General features: G+C 51.4%; 9 protein-coding genes and 1 tRNA gene. 2 read left to right on the top strand and 8 right to left on the bottom strand.

What is annotated here, in order from left to right:
• Window positions 1-173: 173 nt before the first annotated feature.
• A complete protein-coding gene (locus tag BLU99_RS03980; RefSeq protein ID WP_091899850.1) occupies window positions 174-2,738 on the bottom strand; it encodes an endonuclease MutS2 in 2,565 nt (854 codons plus the stop codon).
• Between the two features lie 277 nt (window positions 2,739-3,015).
• Here BLU99_RS03980 and BLU99_RS03975 point away from each other — a divergent pair.
• Window positions 3,016-3,103, top strand: a tRNA-Ser gene (locus BLU99_RS03975).
• A gap of 99 nt (window positions 3,104-3,202) precedes the next feature.
• Window positions 3,203-3,862 (top strand): SGNH/GDSL hydrolase family protein, encoded by a 660-nt coding sequence (locus BLU99_RS03970; protein ID WP_091899849.1) that lies wholly within the window; start codon window positions 3,203-3,205, stop codon window positions 3,860-3,862.
• Between the two features lie 86 nt (window positions 3,863-3,948).
• On the opposite strand, the gene BLU99_RS03965 is transcribed toward BLU99_RS03970, so the two are convergent.
• The 7 genes from BLU99_RS03965 to BLU99_RS03935 all read right to left on the bottom strand — a co-directional run bounded on the left by BLU99_RS03965 (window position 3,949) and on the right by BLU99_RS03935 (window position 18,203).
• Complete coding sequence (locus BLU99_RS03965) at window positions 3,949-5,208, bottom strand: M28 family metallopeptidase (protein ID WP_091899848.1); 1,260 nt, start codon at window positions 5,206-5,208, stop codon at window positions 3,949-3,951.
• Window positions 5,209-5,225: 17 nt separating this feature from the next.
• Window positions 5,226-7,181 carry a S41 family peptidase gene (locus tag BLU99_RS03960; protein ID WP_218128532.1) on the bottom strand — a complete coding sequence of 652 codons (1,956 nt, stop codon included), beginning with the start codon at window positions 7,179-7,181 and terminating at the stop codon, window positions 5,226-5,228.
• A 119-nt stretch (window positions 7,182-7,300) separates the two neighbouring features.
• Entirely contained in the window at window positions 7,301-7,675 is a 375-nt protein-coding gene (locus BLU99_RS03955; protein WP_091899846.1) for an A1S_2505 family phage non-structural protein, read from the bottom strand.
• 5 nt (window positions 7,676-7,680) lie between these two features.
• Entirely contained in the window at window positions 7,681-9,939 is a 2,259-nt protein-coding gene (locus tag BLU99_RS03950) for a glycoside hydrolase family 2 TIM barrel-domain containing protein (protein ID WP_091899845.1), read from the bottom strand.
• Between the two features lie 122 nt (window positions 9,940-10,061).
• The gene (locus BLU99_RS03945; protein ID WP_176771028.1) at window positions 10,062-13,013 is read right to left on the bottom strand and encodes an AGE family epimerase/isomerase; all 2,952 of its coding nucleotides are present in this window, start codon (window positions 13,011-13,013) and stop codon (window positions 10,062-10,064) included.
• 219 nt (window positions 13,014-13,232) lie between these two features.
• A complete protein-coding gene (locus tag BLU99_RS03940; protein ID WP_091899843.1) occupies window positions 13,233-15,002 on the bottom strand; it encodes a RagB/SusD family nutrient uptake outer membrane protein in 1,770 nt (589 codons plus the stop codon).
• A 21-nt stretch (window positions 15,003-15,023) separates the two neighbouring features.
• Window positions 15,024-18,203 carry a SusC/RagA family TonB-linked outer membrane protein gene (locus BLU99_RS03935; protein ID WP_176771027.1) on the bottom strand — a complete coding sequence of 1,060 codons (3,180 nt, stop codon included), beginning with the start codon at window positions 18,201-18,203 and terminating at the stop codon, window positions 15,024-15,026.
• Between the last annotated feature and the right edge of the window lie 212 nt (window positions 18,204-18,415).

Genomic DNA, 18,415 nt, shown 5'->3' with positions numbered 1-18,415 from the left:
TTAGATTTCCTTTTCAAATATGGTACGACTTCGCGTCGTGCCAAGCGCCCTTCGCTACGGGCGTTTTTGTATTTCTGCGTGCAAAGGTACGGAAAATCAGTGAGTTAGCCAAATGTTTTTTGATTTTTTTGCAGTTGCGTGTGTGTCGCTTAATCTATATCAAGGTGCAAAAATCAGTCTAAATCGACCACCGTGATGCCTGAACCACCGAACTGAACATGCTCGTCGCGGAAGGCTCTGACGTTAGGAATCGTGCCCAGATATTGGCGTATCAGCTGCCTCAGGACACCTGTTCCTGTGCCATGGAGAATACGTACGCGAGGCATGCCGACAAGGATGGCATCGTCGATGAAATAGGTGACGGCATTGATGGCCTCGTCGCCTCGCATGCCTCTGACATCGAGATCCTGACGGAAGTTCAGTTTGCGGTTGTCTATGACCTCACGCGTGTCGCGCGAGACGGTGCCGTATGCGCCTGCGATGCTGCTGTTGCGCTCCTCTGTCTTGGACAGTGCCGACGTGGTGGCCTTGGCATGCTCCAGTCGTTCTGTACGCATCTTGGTCTTCATGCCGCCGAAGATGACGGTCGCCATCTCTCCGTTGATCGACTCAATCTCGCCGACAGAGGTGAGACCCTTGATGCGGACGGTGTCGCCCTTCTGGAGCGGGGCTGTGGCACGGGGAGACTTGGGACTGCTTGCCGAGGCTTCTGCGTTGCTTCCCGTTCCGTCTCCTTTCCTCTCCATCTTTTCTTGCTTGCGCTTCTCGCGACGTTCCTTGCGCTCTTGTATCTGACGGATCTTCTTGGCGATGGCCTCGTCGCTGGCCTTGGCGTCTATCTCGGCCATCTCCTCCCTGAAGGTGTTCAGCTCCTCGCGGATCTTGCGCGTGCGCTCTTTCTCGGCCTGTGCCTCGCGGATCTCGCGGATGGCGTTCTCGATCTTCTTGTTACTCTCACGCAGCAATTCCTCGGCCTGCTCCTTGGCCTTGCGCAGGATGGCCTTGCGCTCTGCCTCTATCTCCTCAACGGCAGCCTCCAGGCGCTCGCCGCTGGCTTGCAGCTTCTTCTCATGCTGATGGATGGTCTGTCGCTTGCCCTCCCAGTAGCGCTTGTCGCGTACGATATCCTGCAGGTATTTGTCGCTCTGGATATAGTCGGAACCAACGATCTCTGATGCGTCACGGATCACCTCCTCAGGGATACCTGTCTTACGGGCAATCTCGATGGCAAACGAGCTGCCAGGCTGGCCGATGGCCAACTGGAACAGTGCCTGCATCTGATGACGGTCGTAGAGCATGGCTCCGTTTACGACACCAGGATGGTCTTCCGCGAAATGCTTCAGGTTCTGGTAGTGGGTGGTGATGACACCAAAGATCTGCTTCTTCCAGAACTGCCTGAGCATAGCCTCGGCGATGGCACCGCCTATGGTCGGCTCCGTACCACTGCCGAACTCGTCGATCAGCAGAAGCGTCTGCTTGTCGGCCTGTCTCATCATCTGCTTCATGTTCATCAGATGACTCGAATAGGTGGAGAGGTCGTTCTCGATGCTCTGCTCGTCGCCGATGTCTATCATGATGTGGTGGAAGAGGCCTGTGGTGGAACGGTCGCCCACGGGGATGGGAACACCGCACTGGAGCATATACTGCAACAGACCAGTGGTCTTCAGACAGACGGATTTTCCGCCTGCGTTCGGACCAGAGATGATCAGTATGCGTTTGTCGTGGGTGAGCGTGATGTCGAGTGGGACCACACTCTTTCCCTGCTTCTCGAGCGAGAGCTGCAGCAGCGGATGGATGGCGTGGATCCAGTCGATATGGGGTTTGTCTTCGACGACGGGCTCGAAGGCCTTCGTCAGTCGGGCCCATTCGGCCTTGGCATGTATGAGGTCTATCTGTGCCAGGAACTGGTACGAGTCGAGAATCTCCTTCACGTGTGGGCGTACCTCGTCTGTAAATACGGTGAGGATTCTGATGATCTCGCGTCTCTCCTCGGCCTCCAACTGCCGCACCTTGTTGTTGGCCTCGACCACCTCCGTCGGCTCAATGAACACGGTCTTTCCTGTGGCCGACTCATCGTGCACGATACCGTTGATACGACGTTTCAGCGATGGGGCGATGGGGATGACCAGTCGACCGTCACGCATCGTAGGAGCGGCGTCCTTGTCAACCAGTCCGTCTTTCTGAGCCGTGTGTAGTATGGAGTACAGGGTGCGCGAGATGCCGCCTTGCGTCTTCGCCAGCTCATGACGGATGCTGGCCAGGGTCATCGAGGCCGAGTCCTTGATTTTCCCGAATTTGTCGAGGATGGAGTCGATACGCCTGATGAGGGCAGGGAAGGTCACGACACCCTCTGTCAGACGGTATAGGGCGGGGTAGGGTGATGCCTCCTCGCTGTCATCGTCGTGACGGTTCAGATACCTCACGATATTGGCGATGGTCTCCAGTGAGCGTCGCAGGTCCCACACCTCATCCTCCTCCAGATGCGTTCCTTCCATCCTGATGCGCGTGATAGCCTCTCGCACATCGAAGAAATACTGCATGGGGAAATCGTCTTTCTCCTCCTGCAACCTGCGGAACTCACGTACCTGTGTGAGCCATTCGTTGACATCATGACAGTCGGCAGAGAAGGTCATCTCGTCAACCTTCTCTTTCCCCAGCGTACTGAGACATCGCTCCTTCAAAAGTCGGCGAATCTCGTCGAAACCAAGCTTTTGCTCGAAATTATTAGGATAAATCACGTTGCAAAGGTACGAATAAGTGAGGGATTTTCCAAATGTATTTGGGAAAATCCGAGCGAGAGTACCTTCGGGCTGTTGCCTCAAAGGTACGAATAAGTGAGGGATTTTCCAAATGTATTTGGGAAAATCCGAGCGGGAGTGCCTTCGCCATCACAGATGGCAATGGTATGAATAAGTGAAGGAAATGCAAAGGGAAAACGAAAAAAGTTGGCTGAAAATTTGTTCATTCCGAAAAAACTCATTACCTTTGCACCCGCTTTCAAGACATCGAAGCACTGGAGAGATGGTAGAGTGGTCGATTACAGTAGTCTTGAAAACTACCGTACCGAGAGGTACCGGGGGTTCGAATCCCTCTCTCTCCGCCAAAAGTTGAGCAACCCAAAAGGTTGCTCTTTTTTTTTGTTATGTTTTTGGTTTTTTAGAAATGAAATGTATATCTTTGCAGTTGAATAAAAACTTAAAACATGAAAAAGTTAATCATCCTGACGCTGATGGCAGTTGTTTCAGTCGCTGTCTCAGCACAAACCAAGAAAGTGTCCATCCTGGGCGACTCGTATTCCACCTTCCAGGGTGTTATCCCTGCTCATTACTCCTCGTTCTACCCCAACGACAGAAATGACGTCGTCGAGGTGGAGCAGACCTGGTGGAGTCTTTATATCAAGGCGAAAGGCTATCAGTTGGAAAAGAACGATTCCTGGGGTGGCACCACCATCTGTGGCACGGGCTATGGTGGTATGGACTTCTCGCGTAACAATTTCATTGCGCGTGTCGACAGTCTGGGTAATCCTGACATCATTTTCCTGTTTGGTGGCACTAACGACGCATGGGCTAAGTCGCCTGTGGGCGAATATCAGTATGCTGACTGGACGAAGGAGGATTGCATGAGCTTCCGTCCAGCCCTCGCATGCCTGCTCGAGAAACTTCAGAAACGCTATCCCAGTGCAGTGGTCTATGCTCTGTTGAACTCTGAGCTCGCAGAGTCGATTAACGAGTCGTTCCGTGAGATCTGTAAGCATTATAACGTTCAACTCATCGAACTGCATGACATAGATAAACAGAACGGACACCCCTCTATCAGTGGTATGAAAAGCATCTGCGAGCAGTTGATCGAGGCGATTCAATAGTCAACTGGTTTTTGCTTCGCATAAAAAACATAGGTCGCTAGTCCTTGAGAGCTAGCGACCTTATTGTTTTTATGTTTTCCTCTTCCTTAATACTGTTCTATGAAGTCGCGCACCAGACGGAATACTGGCTCGTAGCTGTCGAAGCGGACAGTCTTATATGTGTCGAAGATGGTGTGATAGTATTGGAAGGCGTCACCATTCTCATTTTCCAGGAAGATGCAGGGCACATGTCGCTCGGCAAAGGGATAATGGTCGCTGTTGGCTGCCAGGTCGCCGCGATGCAGGGACTCGAAGTGTTTTTTCTCGGAGTTGATCTGCTCGAAGAGTCTGAAGCCGCGCATACCCTCTTCGCTCACCTCACAATACTGGGTGGGGTTGTTATCACCAATCATGTCGATATTAAAGAGGTATCTGATCTGGCTCAACGGCACCTTAGGATGCTCGGCATACCAAGTGGAACCACGCAGGTTGGCATCCTCGCCTGAGAAGGCAATGAAGTACATGTCGTACAGAGGACGGTTCTTGGCGTAGTATTCTGCCAGGGTCACGATGGTGGCAGTGCCAGAGGCATTGTCATTGGCACCAGCGTAGAAGATCTTCTTTCCCAGATTACCCAGATGGTCGTAGTGGGCTGTGAAGACGTAGCAACTGTCGTGCCGCTGTCCTTCGACCTTGGCGATGACATTGAAACACTCATAGTCCTTCAGGAACTGGTTGTCCACATCGGCCTTTATGCGCTCCACACCCTCAATGGCCTCTGGCGTTACCCAGATGATGGGTTTGTCGATCACCCTTTCTCCGTATGCCTTAAAGAACTTGACAGGTGCCTCCAGCGTATAGAGGAGTCCTGCGTTGGGGCACTCTCCTGCCTTCTGGAGCTTGGAGAAAACCTTGCGATGACGGTAGGTGAACCAGAACTCGCAGGCAACCATGCAGTTGGCATTCTCAGGCTTGGACAGGTCGGCCAGTAGACGGTCGGCATCGAAGTTCAGTGTATCTACGTGGTAAACGGGGAACTCTCCGTGGACACCAGGGGAGTACTCGCGCATGGAGAAGTCGATGCCAGCACGAAGTTTCTTGCCATCGGCCCATATCTGCATCTGACCGCAGAAGGTGTTGATATCCAACTTGAACGGTTGTAGCGTCACCTCGTCCACTCCTGCCTTCTGGAACTCTTTCTGTAGGAATCTTCCGGCCTTGTTGGCACCATGCTTGGCATAGCCGCGCCCTTGATACTTGGCGGAGCTCAGTTCCTTGACGACCCGTTTGTAATGTGACAGGTTCTGCGCACCAATAGTCATGGTGGCAAGAGTCAGCAACATTGTAAAGACAGTCTTCTTGTCCATGCTTTCCTTGTATCGTTTTATTTCTTCATTTTCTTGGCTACCCAGAGCACCCAGGGGTCGATGTTATCAGTGAGCTGCTCAGGATAGGGCAGGGGGATGATGACATCGGGCTTATGACCTGGTTCCCGCTCCTTGCAGGCTTCCTCAAAGGCGGCGTCTACTGTCATGGGGTAGGTCAGGGAAAGATTGCTGTGGGGCAATCGGATGGTGTTGCAGTTGCCTGACAGCTCACAGCCGTTGGTGCGCTCACGACCATAGACGGCGGCATGTTTCTTGGAGTAGTTGCGGACAAAACGGACTGGTGACTCACCGGCGCTGGCGCTGTAGTTGTCGATGATGATTGCTCCCTTACGCACCAGCGGCGTGTATTTGTCTGTTCCTTTGAGGGTGGTATGCCAGTTGATGAGGGCTCCTTCCTCTGTCGAGAGCGCCTCTGTCAGGATATGGTTCATGTAGGAATAGACACTGCTGATTTTCTTCAACCGCTCATTGTTCAACGTGCTGCTCCTGTAGAAAGACTGTTCGTCGTTCATCGCACTGCAGTCGCACATCATCTTGGCAAAGATCTCGCCAAAGGCGTCGCTGCCACCATGGTTACCACGCAGGTCGAGGATAAGGTATTGGCAGCCTGACTGCTTGAACTCCTCGGCCTTCTTCTGTGTCCATTCCCAGGTGGGCTTGTCGCCCATACTTGATGGCAGACGAAGGAGGTAGGTCTCGTCGTCTACCTTACAACCTACGGGCTCTGGCGCATATTGCGGAATGAGTTTCTCGTAGTTTACGAAAGCTTCTGAACGCAGCTTGTAAAAGCGTTGCGAAGAACAGTTCGTATGACGGTCGAAGTTCTTATAGAACCAGAACACATATTGTCCTACAGCATCGTCAATATTGATCTCACCTCTCATGAGACGTGCCATGAGCGAGTCTTTCAGTGCCTTGTACTCATCTTCAAAACCGCTTCGCATCAAGACAGGGAAGATGGCGTTGTTCCGCTCGTTGGCATCAATGGTATAGTCGAAGGTCTCATAGGCCTGACGGATGGAGTCGGGTTGTTGACCGTATTTCTCGATGAAGCCGTCCGTATAGAAACGGGAGAGGTCTTTCGATGTCTGCGGTGTGTCTGTGCCGAATGCTTGTTGAATATTTTGGGGTAGACCGCAACGATCCCAGATGGTCACGTATGGGTGTCCGTCTTGGAGGGCGGTAATGGAAATCGTTTCCTCATTAAACCAGTGTACGATGGATGCCTTTCCGTCGTATTCAAAGGCGTTGTCGCTGAGAATACTACAAGGGGTGTAGAAACCCTGCAGATTGGCTGATGGGGAGCCTGGGATGGGAATGGCGATGACGGCCTCGTGCTCTCCGAGGATCAAGTAGGTGTCCATCCTGCCTCGTCGTATCCAATACTGTGAATTGGCGTCGTTCGTCTGTTGTATACCGCGTTGTTTCCATATGCCTTGTAAACGGTGCTGCTTGGGACCCAATTTCATCTGCAACAGGTTCAAAGCCCGTTGTGCTGCATCTGTAGAGTCTTTTACCAACATGTATGCCTCGTCGATATTCGTCTGATAGGGGAACAGTCGCTCGTCGGACTTGTTTTGGTTGTTATACCAGCGATAGGTGAAGGTACTGTCTGAAGTACCGATAATCTGTGTTCCTTTGTTGTCTGTCTTTGACAGTTCTCCTGTGAGGGTCAGTGGTTTCCCGTCAGGACTTGTAATCTGGAAATCGAATGACTTTTCGATGTTGTCGATAGAGGGGGAGGTCAATACGATCGTAGAGTTATCCAGGCAATACCTGTACTGTCTATAACCTGTCTCCAGATGTTTGCCATCCTGATGAACGATCTCGGTAAGCCTGTACAATCCTCTAGGATTGGAGTTTTGAGCCATTATGGAATGGACGACAAAGACTGACATCGCCATAATGACTGGCAGTCTCTTCTGATTTTTGATGTATGAAAAGAGTTTCATGTTTAGGAATGTTGATATGTTTTTTAAGTTTCTAAAAGATTGGTAGTTGCAAATGTACGACTTTTTTTTCATAATGACCCACCTTTTGCTGAAAAAGTGCAGGTGTTTTCAGACAGGTTCTACCAGTTGGGGGGCAATACGATGTTCTCCACGTCGTGTGCATCCCTGAACAGTGGCGCGATCTCTTCATCAGTGAATCCGGCGATGCCACAGCCGATGCGCGTCACGAGGAAGGTCAGTTCGGGATGTGCCTTGGCGAACAGGATAAACTCGTCCACATACGGGCGGATGGCTTCCACGCCGCCATGCATCGTGGGTATGCCGTAGCTCTGTCCTTGTAATCCAACGCCCTGTCCCATGATGGCGCCAAACTTACGATAGGCGGTATAGGCGGCCCCACCGCCGTGCATTCCTTCCAGGTTGCTGCCGAACACGAAGATCTCGCCCGGCTGGAGTTCTGTGATGAACTCCGATGTTGTTCTTTTCTGTGTCATGGTTGTTATCTGAATGTGATCTGAGTTGATGGCAGTCCTTCTGCCGATACTCTCAGCGTTGATTTCCCGGAGCGACCGTTGTTGCGGATGACGGCCAGAGCACGGCCATGCCATACCTGATGCGTCGTATCATAATAGGGCGCTTCATCCTTGACATTAGCGTTGCCGACAGCAAGGAGCGTGGCATTGCCATCTACGGTGAAGGTGAGGGTATGATCGGCTGTAGGAACAACGCACCCCTGAGCGTCAACCACCTCTGCAGTGATGAAGGCAAGAGATTGTCCATCAGCCTTCAGGGTGCTGCGGTCGGCAGTGAGACGGATGGCGGCAGGGGTACCTGCGGTCTGCAGTTCCACGCGTTGTTCGCCAGCCTCGGCACATAGGGTGCCCGTCTGGTATGGGAGGGTGAAGGTCGCTTTCATCTCTTTTGTGTCCTGTTCGGCAACCAGTTGACCGTTCAGTAAGAGACGGACCTTCGGCTCACGGCTATAAACTTCCACCTCGATGGGTTTGCCTTCCCATCCTGGCCATGTCCAACTGTTCTGTGTCGGCCAGGTGCTCCACATCGAGGTCTTGACCTTGCCTAGATAACCGTCTGGTTCGCGCACAGCAAGGTAGAGTCCCTCTTCCTGCTCCTTCGTACGAGTATTCCACAGCATCGAACGGTAGAAGCTGATAGGCTTGCGGGAGCCAGTGAGGTCGACATCGCCGCAATAGGCGGCATGCCACGGATAGAGCGGTCGCTCCCACGACTCACCAGGTACTTCTCCTTCATAATAGTATCGTCCGATGCCTGATTCTCCGATATAGTCGAGCCCAGTCCATACAAAGTCGCCGATGATATAGTCGTGGGTCTGTACGGTCTGGTAGTTGCGCCAGGCATCACGGGGATAGCTTTCTGTCTGCATCATCACACGCCGTGGCACACGCTGATGGTCGCTCTCAGCCATGAAGATCATGTAGTTGTAGCCCACGATATCATGCTCGGCAGCCAGGGGATCGTAGATATCCCAGTCGCGGTCCCAGGCAGCCAGTGCCGAGGTGACAGGGCGTTGCTGCGGATCGAGGGCGCGGATACGGGATGCCAGCTGATGAGCGGTCTTCACCACCTCGATCTTCTTCCGTTCGATGACCTCGTTGCCAGTGCTCCAGCAAAAGATGCTGGGGTGCAGACGGTCGCGCAGTACCATGGCGTCGATGTCGCGCTGCCACCACTGGTCGAAGAGCGTGGAATAGTCGTAGATGTTGTCGTTCTTCTTCTCGCGCCACCCGTCGAGAGCCTCGTCGATGACCAATAGGCCCAGTTCATCGCAGGCGCGGAGGAAGGCCTCTGAAGGTGGATTGTGTGAGGTGCGAACAGCATTGAAGCCGGCTTCTTTCATCAATCGTGCCTTACGGTATTCGGCATCGTCGTAGGCTGCAGCACCAAGGATACCGTTGTCGTGATGCACACAAGCACCGTTCAACTTCAGAGGCTTGCCGTTGAGCAGGAGCCCTTTCTCTGCACTATAGTCGATGGTACGGATGCCATAGGTGACGCTGACGTGGTCGCCCTCGGGAATCGCTAACTCTGTTTGGTAGAGATAAGGGGAGTCGGGCGACCAGAGTTGAGGATCGGCCACCTCGATGGTGCGCTGCAGGGGACGGGTTGTGCCGTCGGGCAAGATAACCGTGGCAGTCAGTTCCACATGATGGATATCGGGGGTGCTCACGGCGATGCTCCAATCGTCAATATAGGTCTTATCAGTGGTCACGAGCCACACGTTACGATAGATACCAGAACCAGTATACCAGCGGCAGTTCTTCTGTTGGGAGTTGTCCACACTCACCACAATCTCATTGCGTCCTGTAGAGACATAGGGGGTGGCATCTACCCAGAAGCCAGAGTAGCCGTAGGGCCATCCGCCAGCCTGATGACCATTGATATAGACGTGTGAGTTCATATAGATGCCCTCAAAGTATAGACGTATCTTCTTACCCTCATAACGCTTGTCGAGGGTGAGGATGCGTCGATACCAGCCCTTGCCAGTAGGCAGGTAACCTCCATCATTGCCGGCAGGTGCTTTGGCATCGAAATGATGCAGGATGCTCCAGTCGTGAGGAAGGGTCACGGTGTTGGCCTTGGTGAAATCGCTGTCGTTTTCGACAAACTGCCAATGATCGTTAAGTCGTTGTTTGCGCTGAATAGTTGATGTCTTTGCCATGACGGTATCAGTAACTGTCAGTAGGACCGCCAGCAGCAGGATTTTAGATTGCACTCTCATGTTGATCTGTTCGTTTTTTGGTTATTCGCTGCAAAATTACATTTTTTTTCGCAAACAGACTACACCAGAGGGAAAAAATCATCCCCGCTATGAAATACAAATTCATAACGGGGATGAGATGATCAAGCGATGATTGTAATAAAACTCTCGGCAGGCAATCGAACGGTTAGCTGACCATCGTTGACCCTAACGAGACGGGCCTCGGCATGACAGTCTCTGTTGGTCACATAGACAACCACTTCTTTTGTCGTGACAGGCAGTCCTGAAATGGTTGACTCGCACGACGCACCATTGTTAACTAGATGGATGGCCCACTCACCTGTGGCCATCTTCACAAACCCCGCTGTCTGTATGTTTTCCTTGTCACAAGATACAGGTACGGCAAAGGCGTCTTGTGGAGTCATAGCCAATTGCATCAGGTTGAAAAAACGTTGTGTAGGGTGCAGGGGCCCCTTCGATCCATAGATGCCGTCGCCCCATAGTGGTGAGTAGTCAGAGGTGAGTTGCCATTGCAGAATGCTCAGCGGTTGGCAGATTGCACAGAGCCGCAGGTAGAGGTTGATCTCGTAGAGAGCGAATGTCGATTCATTGAAAATGGCGGGATATTGGTGAGCCGCAGCGTCTGTACTACCTTCACCAACAATCAGAGGCACATTGATTTGTCGTGAGGCCTCCGCCCATTTGTTGAGTGTCTCGTCATCACATCCTCTCCAGGAGTGGAATGAGATGGCACCGATGTATTTATGTGCAGACGGGTCGTTGAGTGTTGGTAGGATAAAGTCGAAGGTCGTGGCGTCGGAATTGTCACCCAACAGCAGGCGGGTTTTCAAACCGCGGTCAGCCAGATACTGTCCGAAAGCCTTGATGAAGTCACGGTGTTCTTCGGGGGTGAAGACCACGTTGATGCCTAGGTCCGATTCGTTGAATGAGAAATAGTCGGCCTCCACGCCGTAGTCTCTCTTCAGAAACTCCAGATAGTCAGTCAATGAGGCGAATATCCGTTGCTGTTCCGAATCCTTTAGACGGAAAGCGAACGACGTACCGTCGGAGCGGGTGGTCCTCTCACCAGCCCACATGGGTGGGAACCAGCAACTGACAATGACGGGCATACCTGTCTGTTTCAGACGTCGTGCCATCTCTGCACTTTGCTTCACATGTGGGGCAGCCGCTCCTTGCATGTCCCAGATCATCCATGGCATCTCCACACGTCCGAAGGCCACACGCATATTCCTTAGACAATAGTCGATGACCGTGGGATCCTTGAGGGGGTTCTGGATGCGGAAGTTCCCGCCGAAGCCAGTGAAAATCCTACCAGGGTGCATGTGGTCGAAGGTTATCGTCGCAGTCTCATGATGACGTTTGCCATTAACGGACATCGTGGCAGAAAGGGTTGCCTTGGCTCCTTTTCGAAGTGTCGGCATTAGGGTGATATAGAGCACCTTGTCACCATCTTCCTCCCTGACTGTCGCCTCAACAGAACGGTCGAAGGTCAGTGTGATTTGACGTTCAGGAGCAGTGACGGTCACTTTCCTCTTTTGTATGCTGATCTTGGCTGTGGCATAGTACCGTGGCGAGAAACTCATGCAGAACCACGCTTTCTCGTCGAGATCCTCCTTCGCTTCGATATGCCACTGCAAGGCGACGGTCTGACTGGTGGTGTCGGTCACTGTCTGCGTGATCGTTGCTCCGTGCATCGGGGTGACGGTCGTCTGGGTGTTGCCATCACGGTGATAACGGATATGCTCCTGTTTCTCTCTCCCACTTTTCTCAATATCTCTGCCTAGTGTGCCGACACGCAATGACGACTCAAAGTCGATCAGTTCACCCTCTAGTCGGACACCCGTCATGTTGCTCCACGCCATGACCTCGGTATGCGCCTTGATGGGCTTCAGTCGTTCCGCCAGTTCGAAGGCCACCCGACTGTGATGATAGGGACAGTTCCAGTCGCTTACCTTTGGAGCATTTATTGGAAGACCGTCTTCGGTGAGGTATTTATACCAGTCACCCTGTTCGTGGTCGACAAAGTGGGTCTTGACGTATGACCAGTTCCGAAGAGCAGCATTGAGAAATGACTTGTCGCCTGTGAGTTGCCAGGCGTTCACGCAGCCGATGATCATCTCGCATTGAGGCCACCATGACAGTTTCTTATTCAGGCCTTGCGGAGTCTTCTCGTAATACATCGTCCCCTCGGCACTGACTCCCTCCCTGAGAGCTGTACGGACCATCTTTATGGCCTGTTGGTCAACCTGTATCTTCAGAATAGAATCGCCTACGACGGCGGCGGCCTCTGTCAACAGCCATGATGTCTCAATGTCGTGGCCATAGGAGTCATTTTCTCCTATCGCATTCCAGTCGTCGTCGCAGTATAGGATGAGGTGACTACGCTTAGGGGAATAGAGCTTAGTCTGTAGGATGCCGATCAGTTCCTTAAGATTGTTCCGCAATCCTTCATCGGGCCATACTTGATACAACGCGGTGAAGGCTTCCAGCAGATGGATATGCGTGTTCATCGTCTTGGTGGCATTGGCCAGTCCGTCAACCCCTTTGATGGGTGCTTTCGAGTAGTTACGCTGGAAAGACTCAATATAGCCCATTCTTTTTTTGTCGTGCACCTTCTCCTCTAATGTGGCGTATAGCTTCAGTGCCGCGTCCAGACTCGTCCGATTGCCTGTAGCCCTGAAGTGCTCTGCTAGTCCGTAGATACCGAAGGCGCAGGCATAGGTCTGTTTGGTGGCATCTTCGATATGCCCTTCATGGGTAACTGACCAAACGACTCCACCGTATTTCGGGTCGATGAAATGGTGTATGTAGTAGTCTGCAGCACGGTTGGCCATCGTACGGTATATCTCGAGACTGTAATGACGATAGGCCTTCGAGAAGGTCCACAGCAGGCGGGCATTTAGAACAGCACCCTTGGGCGCTTTCCCAATAGCCTGACCATCGTTCAGTACCAGACCATAGAAACCGCCGTTAGGGTCGACGGTATGTGTAATCCAGAATGGTAGGATGTTCTCCATCAGGTCTTGTGTGGTCTCTGTCCGCAGCACCTCTGCCGTATTCCTCACCTGTGCCATAATGGTCGTGATGTGACAAAGACACATTATCGAGCATAGTGTTATTACTTTCTTATACATATCAAGACAAAAATATTTTGTTTGCAAATATAGTTATTTTTTTGAGTCTGGGCGAATAGGTCGTTGAAAATAAAAAGGGAGATTCTGTCATCACGACTGTACCTCCCCTGCCAAAAACTAAATACTAACTAACCTTCCACAATAAATATTCCAATCTATTTAGTAACCTGTGTTTTGTACACATTCTGTGTTGGCAGTTAATTCTGAGGTCGGAATCGGGTATACCAGATGGATCGGGTTCCAGTCCCACTTTCTTGGGGTTACAGGAATCATAGATGCACGTTCTGCCTCTGACGCATTGTTCCACGGCTCATTGTAATCATTGCCCGATGGGATATAGTATTTGCCTGTTGCTGTGTTATAGAACGTGGCCCCGTTGTTCTTGGGATATTCGCAGTTTAACCACTCTTCTACGAAGTTGCAGCGGCATAGGTCGTACCACAAACTGAACTCATAGTAGAGCTCTTTACGACGTTCCTGGAAGAGAGCCACCATCCAGATAGGTGAGGTATATCCCTTTTCCTTTGCATATTTAGCATAGTGTGCCTGTGCGTCGGGCACCGATACCGTCTGCGTGTTCAGCAGTTCCTTGGGGAACGGCAGGTAGCTGCCGCTAGCCTCGTCGGGATCATAGCCAACCTCGAGGTTACCCCAGGCACGATTACGAATCTGAGCGATGGCATTCCATCCTGCCTGCTCGTCACCAGTTCTGAAACAGCACTCTGCATAGTCAAGCAGGGCACCGCCGAAACGGTAGAGGTTGACCGAGTGTGCAGAATAAACATCGTTTGTGCGCCACCATTTTGTACCATGGTTGTTCGGGTTGCCCTCGGCATTGGAGAGAAACCACGACTGAAATGCCTCTGTGGTGCCGATGATGTCACCGGTGTAGGGGTTAGTGTCACCCTTGTCACCATGCCATCCGACGATAGAGTAGGTTTTTCGTTTGTCTCCGGGCTCGAAACTGCGCACAAGTTCATATGATGTAAAGGAGTCGCCCCATCCACCGAACTCACGTGCCTTGGTCTGCATGCCGAAATAACGGCAGTCGCTATTCTTGGCCCATGTCCACACATCCCAACCCATACCTGGGAATTTGGGGAAGGAGATCTCCCACAGTGCCTCCACGTTGCCGGGATTGTCCACCCAACTGGTCATTGCATAACAGGGATTCAGTTGGATTGTCCCATTTTCGATAATCTGTTTGTAATAGTCCTTGGCCTTATTGAAGTCACCGAGATACATGCATGCTTTGCCGGCGTAAGCTAGGGCAGCTCCTTTCGTGAAACGACCAGTCATACCATCGGCAGGCTTCCAATCGAGTACAGAAGCTGCATATTCAAAGTCGGAGAGAATGGTCTGCCATGCTTCGTCATCGCTTTCTGGACGTGGTTTCGTCGGTGATGTCTGATAGGTCTCACCAGTCATGAGCATTGGCACACGGCTGAAGTTGATTGTCAGGTAATAATAGGCACTGCCGCGGATGGCACGTGTTTCTGCCTCATAGACTGCCTTCTCTGAGGCACTCATGACATGTTCGTCGACGCCTTCCAGGTCACGCAGGAAAAGGTTACAGGCCACGACAGTCTTATACGAGTAGATCCAGGCGTTCTCAAAGAAAGCCGATTTCGATTCAACGGTCCAGGAATGGCTAGACATCTCGGCATCCCAACCGTCGGCCTGTACGTCGAGTGTCGGGTAGTTGGCCAGGGCGGGGTGGGGTTTGATATAGTAATCGCTGGCTCCTAGGAGAGAATAGTACACACCCATGAGTCCCTTAAATACATTCTCTTTGTCGGAATATACTCCTTCAGGTGATACGATGCTATAGGCATCGACGTCGAGGAAATCGTCACCACACGATGTCAGAGAGATTGATGTGGCGGTGGCGGCCAGCCCCATGAGGGCTCCTATAATGATTCTTTTCATATTCTTTTCTGTTTTAAACAATTAAAAACCAAGTTGGATACCTAACATAAACGTGCGTGGGAAGGGATAACGACCAGCATCGTAACCCATGGTGGTAACACCGCCATTGACCTCAGGATCACCGTATTTGTTGTATGGTGAGATGGTCAACAGGTTCTGTATACTGGCGTAGATACGGGCATTGTTGATATAGTTCGCAACTTTTTTCGTGTTGAAGGTGTAGCCTATTTGTAAGTTCGAAATCTTCAGGTAGTCGGCCTTCTCCACATAATAATCAGAAACACGATAGTTAGATGACATGTCGTCGCGTGTCAGTCGAGGATAGCTTGCGTTGGGGTTCAAGGTACTCCATGAGTTTTTGGCATAGTCAGCGAGCAAGTTATAGTAACCTTCGTTCTCGCTTCGTATGGAGGTCATGTAGTTCTTGGCCCATGAGAGGATTTCCTGACCGATGACACCGTATATATAAGCTGATGCGTCCCAGTTTCTGTATCTTGCAGTGAGGTTCAGTCCATAGGTTAGGTCGGGGAATCCGTCGCCGAGGTATGCCTTGTCGTCGGTGGTGATATGACCGTCGCCGTTCAAATCCTTGAATAGGAAGTCACCGGGACCTGTTGTCAATCTGTCGTAGTAGCTACCGTCACCGTAGATTTCTACAGCCTTGGCGTTCAGACCGTCAATCTCGCCTTGGTCTTTGATGATATGGTCGACAACATAGCCTTGGAAAGTGCCGAGTGGTAGACCATTGTAGCATACCTGCTTGTTCTCCCAACCAGCGCCTGTGGGACCAGATGTCGTGGTGCCAGTACCGATGTCGACAGCTTTGTTCTTGCTGGCTTCACCATTTAGGGCGATTCCAATGGACCAATCGTGGTTCAGTTGCTTGTTGTAGGAAATGTTGAACTCCAGACCCTGGTTACGGATCTTACCGAAGTTGGTCTTAATTGAAGAGAAACCTGCAGATGGGCGGATGGCCTTGTTGAGGATTAAGTTTCTTGTATCTCGGATATAGTAGTCGAGGGTGATGTTCAGGTCACCGTTCAGAAAACCGAGGTCGAGACCGAAGTTAGTCTGCTCACTGGCCTCCCACATCAGTCCAGTGTCTATCTCTGAGGTCTGTGCAAGGCCGAAGTAGCGTTTGTAGCGCTCACCGTCGATATTATAGAAGTCGTAACTGCCTGATGACGAGAGCTGGGGCAGGGCATCTGTGGCGTTGACATTTGCGTTTCCAACGCGTCCCCAGCCGAGGCGCACTTTCAGGTTGCTGAATATATCGAGATTCTTGATGAAGCTCTCTTCGGAGGCGCGCCATGCCAGTGAGGCAGACGGGAAGGTGCCCCAATGATTGTCAGCACCGAACTTCGACGAACCGTCTCGACGGATGGTGGCTGTCAGCAGGTAACGGTCCTTGTATGCGTAGTTGATACGTCCGAAATAAGAGGCGAAACGCTCTGACATGTTCGGCGCACCATTACCGTTGTTGTATTTGTCGGGATCCTCAGAGAAGAAACCGCGGAGGAAGTTGAACCGCAGATCCTTAGTCGAGGAGTTGTTCCATGACCCATGGCTCTTGCTTGCTGACTGTCCAATCATCATGGTAAAATGATGGCTCTTGAAGGTTGTATCGTAGGTGAAATAATTCTCTATGCCATAATGAGTCTGTGCATATCCATTGGTACCGAATTCGTCGACACCGTATTTGTTGCCGTTCTCGTCGGTATCCCATTGCTCCCATGTGTACTGAGTGTCGGCATAGGGGGCATTGTAGTACCAACTGTTGCTAGCCGAAAAGTCGAGGTTCATGTTACTGCGAAAAGTCAGTCCCTTCAGAATCTTGACCTCAATGAAGGCGGAGTTGCGAATAGCCGCATTATCATTATCCCAGTCGTCCTTGTAGCGGCGCACATACTGATCGGCATAGGGGTTGCTTTGGTATTTGCCTGCCGCATATGAGATGGTTGTTGGATCGTAGTTCCAGTGGCCGAAAGAGCCGTCCTCATACTGAACGGGCACGTGGGTCAGAATACCATTTTCAACATAGTCCATCGTCGGTAGAGTACGGGCGTAGTTGATCAGGTTACCGCCACCCTTTCCTTTGCCTGTGCTGAAGTTCGAGTTGAAGCCGATTTTTACTTTGTTTTTGAGATTTGCATTCATGCCCAAACGTAGGGTGAGGCGTTTGTTCCAGGAGTTCACGATGATACCTTTATTGTCGAGATAACCCACGGATGCGTTAGCCTGGAGTACGTCGGAACCACCGCTGATAGACAGGTTATACTGCTGACGGAAGGACTGCTGTGTCATAACATCCTGCCAGTTGATGGCATGGAGCTGTTTGTCATACTCCCCGTTATAGGCCGTATAAGGTACTTTCCCGTCGGCCTCGATGGCCTGACGGTAGGCAGAGAGCCAATCACCGAGACTGGCCATGTCAAGTCGTCTCGCAAGTGTGCTGATACCGAAGTCTGCTTTCATATCCACGTGCAGTCTGCCGACCTTTCCATGTTTGGTTGTCACCATGATGACGCCGTTGGCACCACGTGAGCCGTAGATGGCAGTTGCAGAGGCATCTTTCAGAATCTCGATGCTCTCCACATCGTTAGGGTCGAGCCAGTCTAGATTGGAGGCGTTGCCGTGTTGGATACCATCAACGACCCAGAGGGGGTCTGTATTGCCATCCATCGTGGCGACGCCACGGATACGGATATTATAACCACCGGTTGGATCACCACCGGCTTGTGTAACGACTACACCAGCTGCGGCACCCTGCAGTCCTTGAGCAAGACTGACAGGTGTACGGCGCATCATCTGTTCCGTGTTCACAGAGGTCACCGAACCGGTGATATCGCTCTTCTTCATCGTACCATAACCCACGACGACCACTTCGTTGAGTGTCTCATTATCCTCACGTAGTACGATCTGGTAGTTGGTTTTGCCTGGAGAGACTGCGACCTCTTGTGTTTTGAAACCGACAAACGATACTTGTAATGTACTATGCCCACTGGGAATCTGTAATTCAAAATTTCCTTCTAGATCGCTGACAACGCCTGCTGAGAGTCCCTTCACACGGATGCTGGCACCGATAATCGGTTCACCGTTGCTGTCTGCCACCTTTCCCTTGATGTTGACATTTTGTTGTACTGTTTGTACACTCGTTGCATTTTCTCTGATGCCGTCGGCTGTAGCGACTGTCGGTGACATGGAGAAAAACAGAATTCCTAAAATGCCTGCTTTCTTTAGATTAATAGTTTTTTGCATAAACATAATTTAAAATTGATTGTTATTGGTGTTTATAAACAATGATATCGGATGACTCTTTTTCTGTTGTGTGATATTAATGCCCTGCAAAATTCTCAATAAAATCGCAGTTCATGGGGCTGAAATCGATCATTGGACTTCTTGTTTGTCTTCAT

The organism is Prevotella sp. lc2012 (genome assembly GCF_900107065.1).
Lineage (GTDB): Bacteria > Bacteroidota > Bacteroidia > Bacteroidales > Bacteroidaceae > Prevotella.
The sequence above is the reverse complement of the archived record's forward strand: the minus strand, read 5'-3'. Positions and strand labels throughout refer to the sequence as shown.